The 20,026-nt window shown below is 32.6% G+C and carries 18 protein-coding genes and 1 pseudogene; 13 read left to right on the top strand and 6 right to left on the bottom strand.

Annotation, left to right across the window (positions count from 1 at the left end; translation table 11 throughout):
• Positions 1 to 4: 4 nt before the first annotated feature.
• The 5 genes from pstS (at position 5) to nfi (ending at position 4,340) form a co-directional block, all read left to right on the top strand.
• Complete coding sequence (gene pstS / locus CC87_RS07185; protein WP_038057621.1) at positions 5 to 1,036, top strand: phosphate ABC transporter substrate-binding protein PstS; 1,032 nt, start codon at positions 5 to 7, stop codon at positions 1,034 to 1,036.
• 1 nt (position 1,037) lies between these two features.
• Positions 1,038 to 1,742 carry a response regulator gene (locus CC87_RS07180; RefSeq protein ID WP_038057619.1) on the top strand — a complete coding sequence of 235 codons (705 nt, stop codon included), beginning with the start codon at positions 1,038 to 1,040 and terminating at the stop codon, positions 1,740 to 1,742.
• Positions 1,743 to 2,828, top strand: a complete 1,086-nt coding sequence (locus tag CC87_RS07175) for a sensor histidine kinase (protein WP_051920734.1) — start codon at positions 1,743 to 1,745, stop codon at positions 2,826 to 2,828.
• A 68-nt stretch (positions 2,829 to 2,896) separates the two neighbouring features.
• The gene (locus tag CC87_RS07170) at positions 2,897 to 3,655 is read left to right on the top strand and encodes an N-acyl homoserine lactonase family protein (protein ID WP_038057617.1); all 759 of its coding nucleotides are present in this window, start codon (positions 2,897 to 2,899) and stop codon (positions 3,653 to 3,655) included.
• A 10-nt stretch (positions 3,656 to 3,665) separates the two neighbouring features.
• Positions 3,666 to 4,340 (top strand): deoxyribonuclease V, encoded by a 675-nt coding sequence (nfi, locus tag CC87_RS07165; RefSeq protein WP_038057615.1) that lies wholly within the window; start codon positions 3,666 to 3,668, stop codon positions 4,338 to 4,340.
• Here the strand turns inward: nfi and CC87_RS07160 are convergent.
• The 6 genes and pseudogenes from CC87_RS07160 to CC87_RS08930 all read right to left on the bottom strand — a co-directional run.
• Positions 4,320 to 6,902 (bottom strand): calcium-translocating P-type ATPase, PMCA-type, encoded by a 2,583-nt coding sequence (locus CC87_RS07160; RefSeq protein WP_038057614.1) that lies wholly within the window; start codon positions 6,900 to 6,902, stop codon positions 4,320 to 4,322. The two genes, nfi and CC87_RS07160, sit on opposite strands and share 21 nt — an antisense overlap.
• Before the next feature lie 5 nt (positions 6,903 to 6,907).
• Positions 6,908 to 7,933, bottom strand: coding sequence for a UDP-3-O-(3-hydroxymyristoyl)glucosamine N-acyltransferase (lpxD, locus tag CC87_RS07155; protein ID WP_051920732.1), 1,026 nt, complete (start codon positions 7,931 to 7,933; stop codon positions 6,908 to 6,910).
• Between the two features lie 113 nt (positions 7,934 to 8,046).
• On the bottom strand, positions 8,047 to 9,741 hold the full coding sequence (locus tag CC87_RS07150) for a proline--tRNA ligase (protein WP_038057612.1): 1,695 nt from the start codon (positions 9,739 to 9,741) through the stop codon (positions 8,047 to 8,049).
• A 14-nt stretch (positions 9,742 to 9,755) separates the two neighbouring features.
• A complete protein-coding gene (locus CC87_RS07145; RefSeq protein WP_038057610.1) occupies positions 9,756 to 10,244 on the bottom strand; it encodes a metallophosphoesterase in 489 nt (162 codons plus the stop codon).
• A gap of 7 nt (positions 10,245 to 10,251) precedes the next feature.
• Positions 10,252 to 11,721, bottom strand: a complete 1,470-nt coding sequence (locus CC87_RS07140) for a menaquinone biosynthesis decarboxylase (protein WP_038057608.1) — start codon at positions 11,719 to 11,721, stop codon at positions 10,252 to 10,254.
• Positions 11,722 to 11,774: 53 nt separating this feature from the next.
• Positions 11,775 to 11,930, bottom strand: a pseudogene (locus CC87_RS08930) (tyrosine-type recombinase/integrase); the annotation flags it as partial.
• Positions 11,931 to 12,278: 348 nt separating this feature from the next.
• Here CC87_RS08930 and CC87_RS07135 point away from each other — a divergent pair.
• From CC87_RS07135 to CC87_RS07095, 8 genes are all read left to right on the top strand, one after another.
• Positions 12,279 to 13,484, top strand: a complete 1,206-nt coding sequence (locus CC87_RS07135; RefSeq protein WP_038057606.1) for a hypothetical protein — start codon at positions 12,279 to 12,281, stop codon at positions 13,482 to 13,484.
• 74 nt (positions 13,485 to 13,558) lie between these two features.
• Positions 13,559 to 14,590 carry a hypothetical protein gene (locus tag CC87_RS07130; protein ID WP_038057604.1) on the top strand — a complete coding sequence of 344 codons (1,032 nt, stop codon included), beginning with the start codon at positions 13,559 to 13,561 and terminating at the stop codon, positions 14,588 to 14,590.
• A gap of 188 nt (positions 14,591 to 14,778) precedes the next feature.
• Positions 14,779 to 15,336, top strand: coding sequence for a CPBP family intramembrane glutamic endopeptidase (locus CC87_RS07125; RefSeq protein WP_051920730.1), 558 nt, complete (start codon positions 14,779 to 14,781; stop codon positions 15,334 to 15,336).
• A gap of 276 nt (positions 15,337 to 15,612) precedes the next feature.
• Positions 15,613 to 16,254 carry a class I SAM-dependent methyltransferase gene (locus CC87_RS07120; RefSeq protein ID WP_051920728.1) on the top strand — a complete coding sequence of 214 codons (642 nt, stop codon included), beginning with the start codon at positions 15,613 to 15,615 and terminating at the stop codon, positions 16,252 to 16,254.
• Between the two features lie 556 nt (positions 16,255 to 16,810).
• Positions 16,811 to 17,830, top strand: a complete 1,020-nt coding sequence (locus CC87_RS08925; protein WP_038057602.1) for an MlaE family lipid ABC transporter permease subunit — start codon at positions 16,811 to 16,813, stop codon at positions 17,828 to 17,830.
• On the top strand, positions 17,827 to 18,579 hold the full coding sequence (locus tag CC87_RS07105; protein WP_038057601.1) for an ABC transporter ATP-binding protein: 753 nt from the start codon (positions 17,827 to 17,829) through the stop codon (positions 18,577 to 18,579). The genes CC87_RS08925 and CC87_RS07105 overlap by 4 nt, the downstream gene beginning before the upstream one ends.
• Entirely contained in the window at positions 18,572 to 19,471 is a 900-nt protein-coding gene (locus tag CC87_RS07100; protein WP_038057599.1) for an MlaD family protein, read from the top strand. Before CC87_RS07105 ends, CC87_RS07100 begins: the two co-directional genes overlap by 8 nt.
• Positions 19,468 to 19,983, top strand: a complete 516-nt coding sequence (locus tag CC87_RS07095; RefSeq protein ID WP_038057597.1) for a hypothetical protein — start codon at positions 19,468 to 19,470, stop codon at positions 19,981 to 19,983. Before CC87_RS07100 ends, CC87_RS07095 begins: the two co-directional genes overlap by 4 nt.
• Positions 19,984 to 20,026 lie beyond the last annotated feature (43 nt).

Raw genomic sequence — 20,026 nt, 5'->3', positions numbered from 1 at the left:
AGTTATGAAAAAAATAATTTTATTATTGTTTTGTTTAATTATAAGCTTAGGATTAACAGCATGTAAAGAAAAAAAAGAAGAAGCAAGCCACAAGAAGTTCTTAAATGGAGCAGGGGCAAGTTTCCCTTATCCTTTGTATGCCAACTGGGCAGATAAATATTATAAACTTACTGGAATAAAGATAAATTATCAATCCATAGGTTCTGGAGGAGGAATTAGGCAGATTATAGAAAGAACTGTTGATTTTGGAGCAAGTGATAAACCTCTTACTCCTCAAGAAATAGAAAAAAACAAATTATTGCAATTTCCTACTGTAATAGGAGCTGTAGTTCCTGTAATAAATCTTCCAGAACTAAAAAGAAATTCTTTGGTTCTTGATGGAGAAACTTTGTGTAAAATCTTCTTAGGTAAAATTACTAAATGGAATGATCCAGAAATAAAAAAATTAAATCCAGATATAAAACTTCCTGATAAGAATATTACTCCTGTTTATAGATCCGATGGCTCAGGAACCACGGCTATATTTACTCATTATTTAAGTCAGGTATGTCCTGCTTGGAAAAAAGAAATAGGATTTGGAACCTCAGTAAAATGGAAAACAGGTATAGGAGCAAAAGGAAATGAGGGGGTTTCTAATTATATAAAAAGAACCCCTTATACTATAGGTTATGTAGAGTATGCTTATGCTTTTCAGAATAAATTAACTTGTATAGGACTTAAAAATTCCAAAGGAAATATTGTTGCTCCTGAAGAAAAAACTATAAAGGAAGCAGCTAAAACCGTGGATTTAGATCCTAAAAAACATTTTTATGCTTGGCTTACCAATGCTCCTGGAGAAAAAGCCTGGCCTATAACAGGTGCAACTTATATTCTTCTGGCTAAAGATAATTTAAAAATTAATAAAGATGTAGTGAAATTTTTTGATTGGGCTTTTAAACATGGAGATAAAATAGCTAAAAAGCTTACCTATGTTCCTTTACCTGAGGAAGTAAAAGAAAAAATTAGAAATTACTGGAAACAAAATCAAATCTATTAAAATGGAATCTGTTAAAATTTTAATAATAGAAGATGAAAAAGATATTGTAGAGTTAGTTGCCTATAATTTAAAAAAAGAAAATTTTATAGTTGACTATAGCTATAATGGTGAAGAAGGATTAAATAAAATCCGTTCTAATAAATACGATCTTATTATTTTAGATATTATGCTTCCTGGTATAGGTGGATTTGAACTCTGCAAGAAATTAAAAGAAGATCCTAAAACAGCTCATCTTCCTATTATTATACTCACAGCTAAAACCTTAGAAGCAGATAAGATTTTAGGGCTTGAATTAGGAGCTGATGATTATATTACCAAGCCTTTTAGTCCCAGGGAACTTATTGCCAGAATAAAAGCAGTTCTAAGAAGAACCAAGCCAATCTCCCCAAATACAGAAAAAATTATTCAAATAGGTAATTTAAAGATAAACAAAGATAAATATTTAGTAACTTTAAAGGATAAGCCCATAGAGCTTAGTGCTACAGAGTTTAAAATACTTCTTTATTTAGCAGAAAATAAAGGAAGAGTTTATACCAGAGAACAACTTATTGAAGCTATTTGGGGATCAGACGTATATATTAATCCCAGAACCATAGATGTTCATATTAAACGACTAAGAGCTCAAATAGAAAAAGATCCTTCTAAGCCAAAATATATTAAAACTAAAAGAGGAATAGGATATTATATTCCAGATAATATAAAATAAATGGATCTTAATAAATTCTATAAAATTACAGACCCCGATCTAATAGATTTACTTATAAAAAAATATGAAACTATTTATAATATTTTAGATAATGTTAGAGAGGCTATACTTTTAATAAACAGAAATTATGAGATATTTTTTTTAAATAAACAGTTTAAAAAATTTTTTGGTTTAAAAGGGGAAAATTTTGAAAATAAAAAATTACAGGACTTTATTTATCATGAAAAATTATTTTCCATTATAGAAGAAGCTTTGAAAAAATCACAAGAAATAAGAGATGAGATAGAAATAAAAGAACCTGAAAAAAGAATTCTTTCTGTAACTGCTAAGCCTTTCTTTATTCAAATTTCTAATGAAAAATTTGAATTGGGAATTTTACTTAGTTTGTTTAATATTACCAAACTAAAAAGATTGGAACAAATTAAAACAGATTTTGTAGCTGCTGTTTCTCATGAGATTAAAACTCCAATTACTGCTATCAAAGGCTTTGCAGAAACCTTACTCGAGGGTGCGCTGGATGATAAAGAAAATGCTAAAAAATTTTTAGAAATTATAAAAAAACACAGCGAAAGATTAAACTCTTTGGTTGAAGATCTATTAATTCTTTCTGCTATAGAGCTTGGGGAATTACAAATCAATAAGACTGAAGTAAATCTTTTTGAAGTAGTAGATACTGTAATAACTACTTTAGAAAATAAAGCCAAAAAGAAAAATTTATATTTAAAAAAAGAAATTTATAGCAAAAAAATACCTATTATCAAAGCTGATAGGGATAAACTTATTCAAATTCTAATTAATCTTGTAGATAATAGTATAAAATTCACAGAAAAAGGGGGGATAACTATTAAATATACTTCCTCTCCCTCTATAATTACAGTAGAAGATACAGGAATAGGCATTCCCAAGGAACATATTCCAAGACTTGGAGAAAGATTTTACAGGGTTGATAAAGCAAGATCAAGGGAACTTGGTGGCACAGGTTTAGGACTGGCTATAGTCAAACATTTTGTAAAAGCTCATGGCTGGAATATGATAATAGAAAGTGAGGTGGGAAAAGGCACAAAAGTAAAGTTGATTCTTGACTAAATAAAAGATTTGACTTTAAATAATTCTTAAGTAAAATATTTTTATAGTTTCTATTTGGGAGGTAAAATATGGCAAAAGGGCCTTTTTATAGAATTCATCCTATTGTAGTGGGCACTAAGGTTTTTGATAAAGGTATGATGACCTATCAGCATGATTATGGAAAAGAATATGTAATTCCTATATATTGCTGGCTTGTAGAAGGAGCTGATAAGAATATTCTTATAGATACAGGCCTTTTAGAAGTTATAAAATCTGAATTTAGAGAAAATGCCATAGGAGGAAAAATTTATACCTTTGAAGAGGGCTTGGCTAAATATGGTCTTTCTCCCAAAGATATAGATATAGTTATTCATACTCATTTACACAATGATCATTGCGAAAATGATTTTAAATGTATAAATGCCACTTTTTATGCTCATGAACTTGAATTTCAAACTGCTTATAATCCTCATCCTTTAGATTATAGATATATGGCAGAATTTATAGAAGAAGTAGATCAAGCAGGACAAATGGTTCATATTAAGGAAAAAACTTTTGAAGTTGTCCCTGGTATAACTATGGTTCACACCCCTGCACACACTAAAGGAGGAATGAGTGTTTTAATCAATACTGAAAAGGGATTGTTAGGAATTAGTGGTTTCTGTGTAATTATGGAAAACTTTGATCCCCCTGCTAAAATTAAGGCTATGGGAATGGAAGCTATACCACCTGGAACCAATATAGACCCTTATTTAGCTTATGATCAAATTATTAAATTTAAAAATATGGTAGACATAGTAATTCCTTTGCATGAACCCAGATTTTCTTCTGTAGAAACCCTGCCTTAGTTTTTTACAATTGTGCACTTTAAAAAGACTTGAAAAAATTCAGCACGAATGTGCTAAAAGAGTTATAGAAAAAGATCTTTTTGATAAAGAAATAAAAACTATTGGTGGTATAGATGTTACCTTTGAAAAACCCAAAGAAACTCCTACCAGAGCCTGGGCATGTATAGCAATAATTGATATAAATACTCTAAAACCAATCCATTGTGAAACTCTGGAAGGATTAATAGACTTTCCTTATATTCCCACTTTTCTTGCTTTTAGAGAATTACCTTTAATGAAAAAACTTTATGAAAATCTTAAAATAAAGCCTGATGTGATTTTCATAGATGGTCAGGGAATAGCCCATCCCAGAGGCTGTGGAATCGCCTCTCATTTTGGCGTAGAAACAGATGCTATAACCGTAGGAGTTGCTAAAACTAAACTCTGTGGAGATTATAATCCTGTAGAAATAAAACGAGGTAGCTATTCTTATCTAACTTATAAAAATAAAATAATTGGTGCAGTTTTAAGAACAAGAGATAAGGTAAAACCTATTTATGTTTCTGTAGGACATAAAATAAGTTTAGAAACAGCTATAAAACTTGTTTTAAAAACTTCTATTTATCGTATTCCTGAGCCTACCAGACTTGCCCATAATATTTTACAAAAAATTAGAAAAGAAATTTTAATAAAAACTTCTTTTTAATCTCCTTTTAAAAGCTTTTTCTATTTCAACTGCTATAAGAACTATAGAAGAAAGAACAAAAGCAAGAGTTAATTCCTGTAAATTTAAAGCGTGGGTATGAAAAATTTTATTAAAAAAAGGATAATATATAATAGCAAGCTGTAAAAGAATACTAAAAACAACAGATAACAACAAAGGGATATTGGAAAATAAGCCTAATTTAAAAAGGGATTCTTTTTCAGATCTTATGGCTAACACATGGCCTAACTGACTTAGGCATAAAACAGTAAAAACCATAGTTTGCCAATGCATATTATATTTTAAAGAAATAGCCTGACTAAATAAAGAAACAGCTCCCATAAGTAATCCTACCCAGATAATATGAATTCCTAAACCACGGGCAAAAATACTTTCCTTAGGATGTCGTGGAGATCTTTGCATTATATCCTTTTCAGGAGGTTCTACTGAAAGGGTTAAACCTGGCAATCCATCTGTTATAAGATTTATCCACAAAATATGCACAGGTAAAAGAGGAATAGGAAGTTCTATAAAGGGTGCAACCCCTACTGTCCAGATTTCACCTGAATTGCTGGTCATGGTGTATTTAATAAATTTTCTAATATTATCATAAATTCTTCTTCCTTCTTTTACAGCTTTTACAATAGTTGCAAAATTATCATCAAGAAGAATAAGATCTGAGGCTTCTTTTGCTACATCTGTTCCACTTCCCATAGCAACACCAATATCTGCCTTTTTTAAAGCAGGTGCATCATTTACTCCATCTCCTGTCATAGCTACAAACTGTTCTCTATCTTGAAGAGCTTTAACAATTTTGAGTTTTTGCTCAGGTGCAACTCTGGCGTAAACTTTTATATTTTCCACTCTTTTTTCAAATTCCTCTAAGCTTAATTCTTCTAATTCCCTTCCTGTTATTAAAATTTCAGAAAGATTATCTCCTTCTTCCACAATTCCAAGCTCTTTGCCTATAGTAAGAGCTGTTAAAGGATGATCTCCTGTAATCATTACAACTTTTATACCAGCTGTTTTACAAAGTTTTATAGCCTCTTTAACTCCTTCTCTTGGAGGATCCATCATTCCGCAAAAACCAAGAAAAGTTAAATCCTTTTCTAGATCCTTAGGATCAGAAAAATTTTTGATCTTTTTATAAGAAAAGGCTAAAATTCTCATGCCTTCTAAAGCAAATTTTTCTGCCTCCTTTAGAATTTCTTTTTTAAGTTCTTCAGTTAGAGGTTTTATATCATCTTCTATTTCAACAAAGGTTGATTTTTCAAGAAGAACTTCTAAAGCACCTTTAGTAAAAACTAAAAATTCTTTTTCTGCTTTATGTACTGTAGTCATACATTTTCTAACAGAATTAAAGGGTATTTCAGCGATTCTTGGAAAAATTTTTTCAATTTCTTTTTTATCAAAACCCTGTTTTTTAGCGTATAGATAAAGAGCTATTTCTGTTGGATCTCCTGTAAATTGATTATCCTTAGTTATTTCTACATCATTATTTAGAGCTATATTAAGAAAAATTTTTTCTGAATCTTTTCCAGAGGAAAAGATTTTTCTTACAGTCATTTTATTTTGAGTAAGAGTTCCTGTTTTATCTGTGCATATATAGGTTACAGATCCAAGGGTTTCAACAGCTGGTAAATTTCTGACCAAAGCATTTTGCTTAACCATTTTTTTAGCACCAAGAGCAAGGGTTATGGTAACTACTGCAGGGAGAGCTTCAGGAACAGCGGCTACTGCCAGGGCAACCGCAGTAAGAAGCATTAATAAAGGTTCCTCTCCTCTTATTATTCCTAAAAGAAAAATAACTACGCAAATAATTATAGTTGCAATACCAAGCTTTTTCCCGAAGTCTGCGAGTCTTTTTTGAAGAGGGGTTTTACTTTCCTCTTCCTGAACCATCTGAGCAATTTTACCAAGCTCAGTTTCCATTCCTGTAGCAACAACCACTCCTTTTCCTCTACCATAAACCACTAAAGTGCCTTTAAAAGCCATATTTTTCCTGTCACCAATGGGAAGGTTATCTTCTGGAATGGGTCTTGTGTGTTTTAAAACAGGGACAGATTCTCCTGTAAGAGGTGATTCATCAATTTTTAGATCATAAGTTTCTATTAATCTTAAATCTGCAGGAACAATTTTACCTGCTTCAAGAATTACTATATCTCCTGGCACAAGTTCTTCAGAAGAAATATTTTTAACTTTTCCTTCTCTAATAACTGTAGTATATGGAGAAGCAAGTTTTTTAAGAGCCTCCATAGCTTTTTCAGCTCTGTATTCCTGAATAAAACCAATAACTGCATTGAGCAAAAGAATAACAACTATGGTAATGGTATCTGTAATTTCTCCTATAAAACCAGATATAATGGCAGCTATAATAAGAATTAAAATAAGAAAATCTTTAAACTGGGATAAAAAAATTTGAAGAGAAGTTTTTTTCTTTTTCTCTTTTAAGATATTATACCCATAAAGACTGAGCCTCTTCTTAACTTCTTCCTCAGAAAGCCCATTATATGAAGTTTTTAGAAATTTTAAAGTTTCTTCTACATTTTTTTGATAATAATTCATCTAAGTTAAGTTTGATTTTTCAAAAATTTTTTAAATTCTCTATAAATTTCTGGAAGTTTGGCAAATATAACAGCTGCTTTCCTCCAGATACTGGCTTTAATAGCAGGGATTCCTGCTACTTCTGCTCCTGCTGGTATTTTTCCTACTACTCCAGATTTAGCTGCAACTTTAGCACCCTTCCCTATTTGAGAATAAGGAGCAATCCCTACTTGACCAGCAAGCATAACATAATCCTCTAAAACCGCACTTCCTCCTATAGCAGTATGAGAAACAAGAATATTTTGCTTTCCTACTTTTACATTATGACCAACTTGCACCAGATTGTCAATTTTTGTGCCTTCTCCTATAATGGTTTCTCCAAAAACAGCTCTGTCAATGGTAGAATTTGCTCCGATTTCTACCTCATCCTCAATTTTCACACTTCCGAAGTGGTAAATTTTAATATTTTGGTAGCCATCTTCATAAGGCTCTTGAGCAAAACCAAAGCCATCTGCTCCTATAACTACCCCTGCATGGACAATACAGTTTTTCCCAATCTTGGTATAAGGATAAATCACTGCGTTTGGGAAAATAATTGTGTTTTCTCCTATTTCAGCATGAGCTCCTATAAAAACTCCAGGGAAAAGCACAGCCTCTTTTTTAATAACTGCTCCTTTCTGGATATAAACCCACGGATAAATAGCACAGGGTTCTTCTATCTTTACCCCCTCTTCTATAAAAGCCTGAGAACTTATACCCCAGAGAGGTTCTATTTCTTTTTTGAAAATTTCAGAAATTCTGGCAAAAGCTACTCTTACATCTTTTACTTCTATAACCGATTTGTCAGGAAAGTGGATTGCAAAACCTTCAGGACAAAGAATAGCTTTTGCTTTTGCTTTCTGAGCTTCGGCTACCCTTTTTAGTGAATCCACAAAAATAAGCTCTTTTTCCTTAGCTAAAGGAATAGCATTTATTCCTTCTATTTCAAAATCCTCTCCTATAAGATTCCCTTTTATTATCTTTGCAAGTTCTGAAATTTTGATTTTTTTCATATTTTAAACCCCAAAAATCGGCTTCACTTTATTGATTGTTTCTATTTTCTGGAGAGTAATTTTTCAAATTTTTTAATTTTAGTTATAAATGATTTCAAAAAGCCTGTAAAAATTTATGCTTTGTTTTCAAACTCCTTTACAAACTCCTCCAATTCATCAGGTTTCATATGCTTTCTTTCTTCTGTTTTCCTAATTTTTACTTCAACCTCTCCTGTTTTTTCAAAGGTTTTGCCTAAGATAATTTGTAAAGGTATTCCAACAAGATCTAAATCTTTAAATTTTACTCCTGGTCTTTCGTCTCTATCATCTAAAATCACATCCCAATTTTTAGAAAGCTGCTGATAGATTTTTTCTGCTTCTTCTTTAATTTTATCTTTTAAATAAACCACACCTATTTGATAAGGGGCAATCTGCCAGGGAAAAATAATTCCGTTTTCATCATGATTCTGCTCAATAGTAGCAGCAAGAATACGACTTACTCCTATTCCATAACATCCCATTATAAAAGGCTTCATTTTTCCATCTTTATCTAAAAACATAGCTTTCATTGGAAGACTGTATTTGGTTCCAAGCTTAAAAATATGTCCTACTTCTATGCCACGGATAAAACTTAAAGGGGTTCCGCACTTAGGACAAAGATCTCCTGGACAGGCTTTTCTTATATCTACTACTATGTCAGGTATAAAATCACGTCCCATATTAGCATTAATATAATGATACTCGTCTTCATTTGCTCCTATAACAAAATTTGGATAACCCTCCAGAGCCTTATCAACAACTATCTTTAATTTAAGTCCTTTAGGTCCGATAAATCCAGGGCTTGCCCCTACAATTCTTTTTATTTCATCTTCTCGTGCCATTCTTATTGATTTTTCTGGAAAAAGTTTTTCAAGTTTTACTTCATTTACTTCATGGTCTCCTCTTATACATACAGCAACAGCCTCTTTTTCATCCAGAATATAGATTAAAGTCTTAGTGATTTTGGAAACAGGAAGTCCCAAAAAATCAGCTACTTCCTGAGCAGTTTTAACTCCGGGAGTATAAACTTTTTCAAGAGGTTTTTCCGGCTCAGAAGGGTATTTTTCTCCTGAAATTGCAGGAGTAAGTTCTACATTGGAAGCATATCCACACTTTTCACAAAAAGCAAGCACATCCTCTCCGGTTTCAGCAAGCACCATGAATTCATGAGAAACATCCCCTCCAATGGCTCCTGTATGAGCCTCAACTGCTTTGAATCTGAGACCACATTTGGTAAAAATACTCACATATGTTTCATACATAAGATTATAACTATTATCAAGTCCCTCCCAATCTGCATCAAAGCTATAAGCATCTTTCATAATAAACTCTCTTGCTCTCATAATACCAAACCTTGGACGTATCTCATCTCTGAATTTGGTAGCGATTTGATACAGAATCAAAGGCAGATCTTTATAAGATTTGACATCTCTTCTTACCATATCAGTGATCACTTCTTCATGAGTAGGACCAAGACAAAAATCATGATCTTTTCTATCTTTAAAACGCAACAGTTCTTTCCCATAAGCATCCCAGCGCCCGGTTTCTTGCCATAGCTCAGCAGGTTGAACAATAGGCATAAGAACTTCCTGAGCACCAGCTTTATTCATTTCAGTTCTAACTACATTTTCTATCTTCCTCAAAGCTTTTAATCCAAGAGGTAAAAAGTTATAAATTCCTGAAGCAAGTTTTCTAATCATTCCAGCTCTAAGTAAAAGCTTATGGCTGATGGTTTCTGCTTCAGCAGGATCCTCTCTTAAAGTAGGAATAAAAGCTTTACTCCAGCGCATAAAAAACCTCCTATTTAAAAAACTATCCTTTCATGTTCTTTAGTCTTTAAATCCAAAATTACAAAGCTTGGAGCACCTTCTTTTCCTAAAATTTCTCCAGGATTTATTACTAAGGTTTTACCAATCTCTTTTATCTCATAAACATGAGTATGTCCACAAAAAACAAAATCATATTCCCCGGTTACTGCAAAGGCATAAGCTATTTTAGGATAATGCACCATAGCAATTTTATAATTTTTAATATCCAAAAATGCCTGTTCTCCATGAAACTTTATGTGAGGATATTTCTTTAAATGTTCCATCATTAAATACACATCTCCACGGTTATTTCCTAAAATCAAATGTGTCTCTTTTCCAAATTTTGCTAACACAGGTATCATAAAAGGAGAAATTAGGTCTCCACAATGAAAAAGCACTTCAGCCCCTTTGGTTAAAGCTAACTCTATAGCTTTTTCCAAATTAGGAATAGAATCATGGCTGTCGCTCATTATAGCCACTTTCATAAAATTTTTACCTCCTTTTTAAAAGCTCTTCTATTTTAAGTTTTTTCCAGATTTTATCAATTTTAGACTTAACCTCTGGACTCATCACTGCTTCCTCAGGCCATTCTCTCTGATATCCTTCTTCTTTCCATTTTCTTGTAGCGTCAATGCACATTTTAGAGCCAAAAGCAGGCTTAGGGCTTGCATGATCTAAAGCATCAACAGGACCTTTTACTACCATTATATCTCGCTCTGGATCCACATTTCCACTCATATAAAATAAAGCCTCGCTTATATTCTGAACATCAACCTCTTTATCAAATACTACTATTATTTTGGTAAACATCATCTGCCCAAGTCCCCAAAGAGCAGAAGCCACTTTAAAGGCATGCCCAGGATACCTCTTATCTATGGAAACAAAAGCTAAATTGTGAAAAACCCCTTCCCAAGGAAGATTTATATCTATCACTTCAGGTAAAATTTTCTTAATAAGAGGTAAAAAAAGCCTTTCTGTAACCTTTCCAAGAAAGCAGTCTTCCTGAGGGGGTTTTCCTACAATAGTTGCTGGATAAATAGCATCCTTTCGCATGGTAATACAAGTAACTTTAAAAACAGGATAATAATCAGGAGGAGTATAATAACCAGTGTGATCTCCAAAAGGTCCTTCTAAAGCTCTTTCATAAGGTTCTACATAACCTTCTAAAACAATCTGACTTTCAGCAGGGACTTCAAGAGGAACAGTTAAACATTTTACAAGCTCAACTGGCTTTCCCCTTAAAAAACCTGCAAGTAAAAGTTCATCAATATCTTCAGGTAAAGGGGCGGTTGCAGAGTAAATAACCGCAGGATCAGGTCCTATAGCTACCGCTACAGGAAGTTTTTGCCCGAGTTTTTCAGCTTTTCTATAGTGCTTTGCCCCTACTTTGTGAATCTGCCAGTGCATTCCTGTAGTATTTTTACTAAAAACCTGCATTCTATACATTCCTATATTTCTTACACCGGTTTCAGGATCTTTAGTAATTACGCAGGGAAGAGTAATAAAAGGCCCTCCATCCTTAGGCCAGCATTTTAAAATTGGAAATTTATAAAGATCTACCTTCTCACCTTTCCAGACTATCTCCTGACAAGGAGCTTTTTCAACCAGCTTAGGAAAGACATTTTTAGCTTTTAAAAGTTTGGGAACAAGTTTTAGCTTTTCAAGAAAGCCCTCTGCCTGCTTTATCTCCATAAACTCTATAAGCTCAGAGGCAAGCTCATCAAGGCTCTTTACTCCAAAAGTAAGAAAAATTCTTTTATAGCTTCCAAAAAGATTGGTTACTACAGGGATTTTGTGCCCTTTTACCTTTTCAAAAAAAAGAGCAGGCCCTTGAAGTTTGCAGACTCTGTCTGTAATTTCTGTAATCTCAAGCTCTGCTGAAACTTCAGTGCTTATTCTACAGAGCTCACCCTCTTTTTCCAGAACCTCAATAAATTCCTGCAAATTTTTATATGCTTTCATTTGCAATCATTTTACCATGCAATTAGTTTTATTTCAATTTTTATGGAAATTGTTTAGTCTCTCTGTTGATCAAAAGGACTTATCTCTCCGGTGACGCGCTTTTCCACTATATGAGTATAAATCATGGTGGTTTTCACGCTTTTGTGTCCCAGAAGCTCTTGAATAGTTCTTATATCGTATCCGGCTTTTAAGAGATGAGTAGCAATGAAATTGTATAAGGACTAGTTTTTCTTTTTTCCACACTTTATAAGAAACTTTCTAAGTTTTTTCCACATATTTCAGTTAACTAATATTACTATTGTAAGTGATTTCTTTTTGAGAATTAAATTTATGACTAAATAAAAAACAACACAAATTAAAGGAATTATTAAAAATCACTTGATTTTTAAAAATAAATATAAATTTTAAAATTTATTTAAGTTAATTTAAAAATAATTATTATTTTTAAAATTTGACATCTTAAAAATTTAATTATACAAGTAATTTTTATTAAATCTTACAATTTAAAAACAGCTCATCAGTTGAAAATATATGTTAGTTTTGAGATGGAGGATAAAATGTCTTCTGATATCGTGCCCGCTCCTGCAGTAGAATTAGTAGAAAGTTCAGAAGTTCCTTCATTGTTAGACAAGATCAGACCAGCGTGGAAGTCTAAAAATTTAATACAAAGGGTTAGAAGATTAATACATGTAGATCCAAGCAGTGCATGTCAAAGGATATTTAATGCAGCCATTCACGATTTAAGAGAAAAAATTATAATCGCTGGCATAGATATTGCGGCTGAAGCAGCGAAACAATACAAGTTACCACCTATAACCTCTAAAGAAGATATTGAGCGATATCCAACATCTAAAATTATAGATTTAGCATATCGCATAGGAATATTAACTCGTCCAGAGTGGAGAAGGTTGTGTCGTTGTTATGAAATAAGAAGAGATTTAGAACATGAAGATAACGAATATGAAGCCGGAATTGAAGATTGTGTGTATATATTTCAAACATGTATCAACGTTGTATTGGAAAAGGATCCTATTGACTTAATTCGAGTAACGGATGTAAAAAACTTAATTGAACAACCTGAACCAGCTATCCCATCTGCAAGTTTATTAGAAGACTATGAACGAGCGCCTCAACCTAGACAAGAAGAAATTTTAAAATTTTTAATATCGGTAGCATTAAATGAAAAACATCCAGAATTAGTAAGACAAAATGCCTTTACTTTTTTAAAATTTTTATCTGAACGTACTCAAAATTCAGTTAAACTTAATATTGCTCAATTTATACAAGAAAAAATTAAAAAGAAGGGAATATCCCTAACAATTATGAGAATAGCTTATGTAGCTGGTATTTTTCCCTATTTAAAACGCGCTTATTTAAAAGACTTCTTTCTGTCATTCTTTAAAAGAATGCAACAAGTTGGGTATAGATGGACTTCTTATCCTCACCATGGAACATTACTTAGGTCCTTAAAGGAAGTTGGAGGGTTATTATTTATACCTAAAGAAATTAGATATTTAATTCTTAAATGGCTTGTATTAGCGTACTTAGGAGAACCAGGGGGAGTAACTTCATGGGGTACTATAAGACATGTTTTTTATAGTGATACAGCTACTCCTATTATTGAAGAATTAATATCAGATGCGGCAGATATTATTAGAGAAGATTTTCAGAAATTAGAAAAAGACAAAGATATTAAAAGATCCATGATAAATGAACATATTCAACGCAGATTTGATAAGTTATTAGATCTTATTCAAAAATAAAACAACTAACAAACCTCTCCAGCGGACGGCGTTATACGCCGCCGCTGAGTTTAGACGTTAAAAAGGACAAACAAATGTTAATACCACTTGATATTTCATATGATAAATTTATAACAGATATTTTAAAAGAATTAGGTTTTACTCGAATTAGATATCTTGTAACTCTGACAGGTTCGTCTGGTTTAAGATACAAATTTAGTGCGATTGCCTTCAATGAAGAATTAAATCATTACTTGCTTGTAATGCCAGTTTATTCTAGTTTTTTAAGTGCCGAATCAGAACTAAAAGATATCTTATTGCCTTTATTAGATATTGGTGCCAGTTTTAAAGCAGATAATAAAAATTTAAGTTTTTTGATATACAATCCCATCTTTTATCTTAAAAAAACTGACAAAAATTATGACTTTGAGGAACATAGTAATTTTAATAAACTATGCAATGAATTAATGCAGTTGCCTGAATATGTTGAATGTAAAGAATTATTAAATCTCTTTTTAAAAGAAGAAGCTCATAGTCTTATTAAAGATTTTTATAGACCTTTTTTTATTTTAAATAATGCAATATTTTCTATAACCAATGACGGTGCTATGGCTATGAGTATATCACCTTATTATTTTTCTGAACAGTTGAGAATTTTTAAGCAATTTATTTATAATTGGGGTGGATTAATAATAGATGTCAATCATATTCCAAAGCAAAGCATAAAGAATTTTATTCAAAATCAGTGTGATAAAAAAACTTTTATTAAAGATAATTTGATTGACAGATATTTTTTTCCGCCAGTAGATGAGTTTTTACTAGCTTATAAGATTAAGTATAATATTAGTAAAAAGAAAGAATTAGAACAAGCTATAGATGTAGCCCAGCTATTAGGGCATAAAATTAGTCAACCATCAACCATAATGTCATCACAAGAAGAAATTATTAATGATCTTCTAAAACCGTCATTGTTCAAAAAGATTGTTGCACAATTTCAAATTCAAAATGTAGGTCACATAAAAAATGGTCAAATAAATATTGAATGGGATTGTACACTTAGAGCTTTAATCAACAAAGTTCATAAATTTATGGATATGATTAAGAAAATTAAATCGCTTAAGTTTTAACTTTTAACTAATCATCTTGACGTTTTTGATAACTAATTATTGAATAATTATGTTTCTAACAACTCTCTTCAGCGGACCGGCGATACCGTCGGCCGCTGAGTTTGGGCATTAGCCGCGCGAAGCGAAAGACATGCACCTACTTGTAGATGGCGCCCTGCTGAGGAGTGGCTGGTAGAGAGGTGAGTATAATGAGACAAGGAATCTCAAAAGCTGCAAATCCATGGCGGTTTTTTGCCCTTGCTCTTGGTATTTCATGGTTTTTCTGGATGTGGGTTATATTGATAGGCTGGAATGTTTTTACATTCCCAGCAATAATTCTCGGTGCCCTTGGATTGTTCGGCCCTGCAATTGCGGAAATCATCCTAATCTCTCACACTCACGATAAAGAAGAATGGCGAGATTACTGGCAGCGTGTATTTGACATCAGGCGGATTGGTAAAAAATGGCATCTGGTTATCTGGCTCACATTTCCTGTGCTGAATACTCTTGCCCTTCTGTTAAGCGTCCTTACCGGCTCCCCGTGGCCAGAGTTTGAAACAGCCAGAAATCTGCTGTCTGAACCCTGGAGAATTCTTCCTTTTGCCGTTTTTATCCTGCTCTATAGCCCATTACCGGAAGAACTGGACTGGCGTGGTTATGCTCTGGATGGGCTACAGGCGAGATATAATGCCTTTTTCTCAAGCGTTATCTTGGGCGTGGTATGGGCATTGTGGCATCTTCCTCTTTTCTTCATGAAAGGACAATAGCAGCACGACGTGTTAAAATTTGGCACATCGGATTTCTGGACGTTTATTTTTAGCCCAATCTTTCTTTCAATTCTATTCACTTGGATTTACAACAACACCAACCGCAGCACCTTGTCCGCTATCCTCTTCCATTTCATGTGCAATTTCAGTGGGAATTTCATTCCATTGACAAAGCAAGGCAGGCTATATAGTCTGATTTTGATTATTATCTTATCAATGGTAGTAACACTCATTTTTGGACCGAAAACTTTGACCCAGAATAGAAGAGGCTACCAAATGAGATCAGCAGAGAAAGGGATCCTAAGGCGTTTTTTCGGTAAGGGGATTTATCCATCTCAAATATCCTTCTGGTTGGATTTTCCTTTACGGAGACTTATTCTTTCTCCCCAGAAGCTGGCTGATAGGCTTCATCTCAAAGAAAATTTAAAAGTGCTTGAGATAGGTGCGGGTTCGGGTTATTTCAGCGTTGAAGTTGCACGCCGTATTCCACAGGGACATCTAGAATTGTTCGATATACAGCAAGAGATGCTTGAAAAAGCCCGTCGGAAACTTGAAGCAGCAGGATTGCATAATGTAGGATTTACTCTTGGAGATGCTATCAATCTTCCCTTTGGTGAGAATGAGTTCGATGTTGTTTTTCTCGTCGCCGTTTTAGGTGAGGTGTCAGATCCAGAAGCGTGCCTTCAGGGCATCTACAAAATTCTCCGACCATCAGGTCTTCTCTCCATTACCGAACAACCAGGAGATCCCGACTTCTTACCTCTACCGGTTGTCCGTTCGTTGGCTGAAAAACAGGGGTTTGAATTCGTCAAGAACTACGGCAAGAAAAAGAATTACACCGCAAACTTCAGAAAGCCTATTCGAATTAGGCAGGACCCTCATCAGGTTAGAAGTGGATGTCTTACTGACCGAGGATAGAGAAGATGCACGGCTAACATCGCTTGCAGCCGACCCCGCTCCGCTCGGTCGCTACGTTCTCTCGCTTCGCGGGGCGGTTGAAGCATATCGTTAGGAAAATAAAATCTTGACATTTTCTAAATTTTCAGGTTAGATTTTTAGATAAGAGATTTTAAGAAATCAAGGAAAATCTTATGCGTGTTATTTTAAAAGTTGAGAACAATAGAGAAGAAAGAGCCTTAATAAATTTTTTTAAACAATTACCTTTTGTTAAAATACGAGAAGCACAAAAATCTAAAAAAAACTAAAGTTTGAAGGAATCTTTTGTTTTTGAAAAAAATATTACAAAAAAAATTGAGAGAGAAAGCACGGAGAATGTAGAGATTATATGTGATACAGATATAAACTATAAAATATTTGAAAGGCAATAAAACTACTAAAAAGTTTTTTGATAAATTAAAAGAAAAAATATTGGATTAAGTGCCATTACACTAATGAAATTATTTTATGAGAGGGTGTCCACCCAATTGTGTAAATTTTTAAAAGTAGTTAAAGCAAACAAAAAGGAGATAAAGTTATAGATTTAGTTTTAAAAGGTAACCTTACTTTTGAAGAAGTTAAAAATCTTCCTTTATATTCACAGGTAAAATCTATAGATCTTACCCAAATTAATAAATTAGATACCTTTGGAGCAACTTATATTATAAAACTTTTAAAAATAAATCATCTTACTTTAGCTCAAGTTAAAGCTTCAGAAAAGCACCTTAAGTTTCTTGAAAGCCTTTGGAAGATTTATCCTGAAGATAAAAAAAGAGAAGTTAAAAAGTTCTCCTTAGATTTTATTTATCAACGCTTTCTAAGTTTTATCTACTTTTGCGAATACCTTGGACTTATTCTTATAGATAGTTTTAGAAATTTTAGACAGTTTGAATGGTCCTCTTTTTTTAAAGACTTACAAAGTTCAGGGCTTGGTAGCCTTGGAATATTGGGTTTGCTTTCTTTTTTAATAGGAATAGTAATCGGATATCAAAGTGCAGTACAATTAAAAACTTTTGGAGCTAATATTTATATTGTTAATTTAATTGGAATTTCAACTTTTAGAGAACTTGCCCCTCTTATTACCGGCATAATACTTGCCGGTAGAGTAAGTAGCGGTTATACTGCTAATATAGGATTAAGAAAAGTAAGCGAAGAAGTTGATGCTTTAAAGGTATTAGGGCTTTCTCCTGTAGTTCTTCTGACCCTACCACGTCTTATTTCTGCCACTTTCTTTACTCCTTTTTTAACTCTTTTTTCTGCCTTAACCATGCTTTTAGGAGGTGCTCTTGTTTCAGATATTATTCTTGATATAAATATTAGAGATTTCTTTTTTAGACTTTCTGAAATAGTGGCTAATAAACATTTTTTGGCAGGAATGATAAAAACTCCTTTTTTTGGATTTTACATTGCTATCATAGGAACTTTCTATGGTTTTATGACAGAAAAAAGACCAGAAAGTCTTGGCTATAGTGTTATGAAAAGTGTAGTTTCAAGTATAGCAGGAATAATTTTAATAGATGCCATTTTTTCTATAATTTTTATGTGGATAAAGCTATGACACCTATAATTGAGTTTAAAAATGTAGTTTCTAAATATGGAACTAAAGTTATTCATAAAAATCTTACTTTTAAAATTGAACCAGGAGAAATTGTAGCTTTAGTTGGAGGAAGTGGTTCAGGAAAAACTACAGTTATTAAGCTTATTTTGCTTTTATTAAAGCCAGCCTCTGGTAAAATCTACTTTAAAGGAAAGGATACTTCTCATCTTACACCTCAAGAAGAGCAGGAGATGAGAGATAGAATGGGGGTAGTTTTCCAATTTTCAGCTCTTTTTGCCTCTATGACAGTGGGAGAAAATATAATGTATCCCGTAATAAAAAGAAGAAAAATTTATAATGAGCTTATTAAAGAAAATGCTTTTTTAAAGCTAAAGCTTGCAGGCTTGGATGAGGAAGTTTTTTATATGTATCCTGAAGAATTATCAGGAGGAATGAAGAAAAAGGCTGCTCTTGCCAGAGCGCTTGCTCTTGATCCAGAATTACTTATTCTTGATGAACCAACCTCAGGTCTTGATCCTATTAGTGCTGAAGAATTTGATCATACTATAAAAACTTTAAGAGATCTTATGGGGATTACAGTCCTTATGGTAACACATGATTTATCTTCTTTAAGAATTGCAGATAAACTGCTGGTTCTTTCCAAAGGAGAAATAGCTTTTTACGGACATCCTAAGGAACTTTCTAAAGCCAGGGATGAATGGATTCAACAATTAATTTCAACAAGTAGAGGAGAATTTCTAAATGCTTGAGGGAAGAGTAAACTATATTTTAGTAGGTCTTTTTATTTTATTGATGGTAGTGGTTTCTGTTCTAACCATATATATTTTCACTAAATTTGGAGAGAAGGGTGAATATAAAAAATATCTTATTATAACCACGGAGTCTATCTCAGGACTCAAAGAAGGAGCAGGAGTTTATTATAAAGGTGTTCAGGTAGGAAAAGTAGAAAAAATCAGCATAGATCCTAAAGATCAAAATACTGTAAAAATAAAAGTTCTTATTGATAAAAAACTTAAAGTTATTGATGGAATGGTAGCTACTCTTGGAATTCAAGGTATAACAGGCCTTTCTTATATAAATATTGAGAAAAAAACAGGCTTTAAACTTGGTTATGATAAAAAAGAGAAACTTACAATTATACCCATGAAACCTTCTCAATTACAAAAAATAACAAGTTCTCTTCCAGAAGTTATAGAAAATGCTAATAGAGTTCTTTTAAGAATTCAGGAAATTTTAAGTCCCAAAAATACAAAAAAAATAGACCAGCTTATATTTAAAGCTGATAAGTTATTGGCTGAATTAAATCAGGCAGTTATTGAGACCCAAAAGTTTATTACTGAAGGAAAAAAGTTGGTTAAAGTAACTCAAAATAAAATCGAAACCTTAGATGTAGAAAAAATAAATGTTACCGTAGAAAAATATCAAAAAGTAGCTAAAGCTTTAGAAAAATTAATCTCTCAATTAAAAATTTTAACACAAAATGCTAATTATGAAACTTTGCCAAGACTGAACTCACTTTTAGAAAAGCTTAAAGAAACTTCTCAAGAATTAAGAGATCTTTCTCATAAACTTAGCACCGAGCCTTATTCTTTAATTAATATCAAAGAAAGCAAGCCCCATCCTCTGGAGGAAAGAAAATGAAAAAATTTTTTTGGTTAATTATTATTTTTATGCTTTCTGCCTGTACTTTAAAAACCACTCCTTATGAAACTATGCATCTTTTGGAAATTGGATCTACTTATAATCTTTCCTGTAACATAAGACTTTCTGAAATCAAAGTAGCTGATTATTTAAATACCGAAAAAATGGTTTACAGAGATGCTAAAGGAATGCATTATTTTGCCTTAAATAAATGGGCTTGTTCCTTTTCTTGTATAATTAAACAGGCACTTATAAACAGTTTTCCTTCTATTTATCAAAACCAGGGAAAAGATTTAAGTATTTATATTCTCTCCTTTGAACCTTATTTCAAAAATGAAAAGAAAGGAGAAATTAGATTTAAAGCTATAGTAAAACTTGAAAATAATGTAAAAACCTTTTATATAGAACATCATTTTGATGTCCAGAATTTTGAAGAACTTGTGTTTCGTATGAATAAAACTTTAGACCAGTTTTTAAGAGATTTGTATTTCTGGATTGAAGAAAATTGCTAAAAATTATAATAAAATCTATATTCCCAGCCAAGTAATTTTGCAA

This window comes from Thermodesulfobacterium hydrogeniphilum (genome assembly GCF_000746255.1).
GTDB classification, from domain to species: domain Bacteria; phylum Desulfobacterota; class Thermodesulfobacteria; order Thermodesulfobacteriales; family Thermodesulfobacteriaceae; genus Thermodesulfobacterium; species Thermodesulfobacterium hydrogeniphilum.
This window is presented reverse-complemented; position numbering and strand designations above follow the sequence as displayed.

Bases quoted from the DNA above. Each gene is read 5' to 3' on its own strand.
- CC87_RS07150 (WP_038057612.1), bottom strand. From the start codon at position 9,741: ATGCGCTGGAGTAAAGCTTTTATTCCTACTTTAAGAGAGGATCCTGCT.
- CC87_RS07095 (WP_038057597.1), top strand. From the start codon at position 19,468: ATGAAAAAATTTTTTTGGTTAATTATTATTTTTATGCTTTCTGCCTGT.
- CC87_RS07105 (WP_038057601.1), top strand. From the start codon at position 17,827: ATGACACCTATAATTGAGTTTAAAAATGTAGTTTCTAAATATGGAACT.
- CC87_RS07170 (WP_038057617.1), top strand. From the start codon at position 2,897: ATGGCAAAAGGGCCTTTTTATAGAATTCATCCTATTGTAGTGGGCACT.
- CC87_RS07130 (WP_038057604.1), top strand. From the start codon at position 13,559: ATGTTAATACCACTTGATATTTCATATGATAAATTTATAACAGATATT.
- CC87_RS07160 (WP_038057614.1), bottom strand. From the start codon at position 6,902: ATGAATTATTATCAAAAAAATGTAGAAGAAACTTTAAAATTTCTAAAA.
- CC87_RS07120 (WP_051920728.1), top strand. From the start codon at position 15,613: ATGAGATCAGCAGAGAAAGGGATCCTAAGGCGTTTTTTCGGTAAGGGG.
- CC87_RS07180 (WP_038057619.1), top strand. From the start codon at position 1,038: ATGGAATCTGTTAAAATTTTAATAATAGAAGATGAAAAAGATATTGTA.
- CC87_RS07125 (WP_051920730.1), top strand. From the start codon at position 14,779: ATGAGACAAGGAATCTCAAAAGCTGCAAATCCATGGCGGTTTTTTGCC.
- CC87_RS07175 (WP_051920734.1), top strand. From the start codon at position 1,743: ATGGATCTTAATAAATTCTATAAAATTACAGACCCCGATCTAATAGAT.
- CC87_RS07100 (WP_038057599.1), top strand. From the start codon at position 18,572: ATGCTTGAGGGAAGAGTAAACTATATTTTAGTAGGTCTTTTTATTTTA.
- CC87_RS07140 (WP_038057608.1), bottom strand. From the start codon at position 11,721: ATGAAAGCATATAAAAATTTGCAGGAATTTATTGAGGTTCTGGAAAAA.
- CC87_RS07145 (WP_038057610.1), bottom strand. From the start codon at position 10,244: ATGAAAGTGGCTATAATGAGCGACAGCCATGATTCTATTCCTAATTTG.
- CC87_RS07135 (WP_038057606.1), top strand. From the start codon at position 12,279: ATGTCTTCTGATATCGTGCCCGCTCCTGCAGTAGAATTAGTAGAAAGT.
- lpxD (WP_051920732.1), bottom strand. From the start codon at position 7,933: ATGAAAAAAATCAAAATTTCAGAACTTGCAAAGATAATAAAAGGGAAT.
- pstS (WP_038057621.1), top strand. From the start codon at position 5: ATGAAAAAAATAATTTTATTATTGTTTTGTTTAATTATAAGCTTAGGA.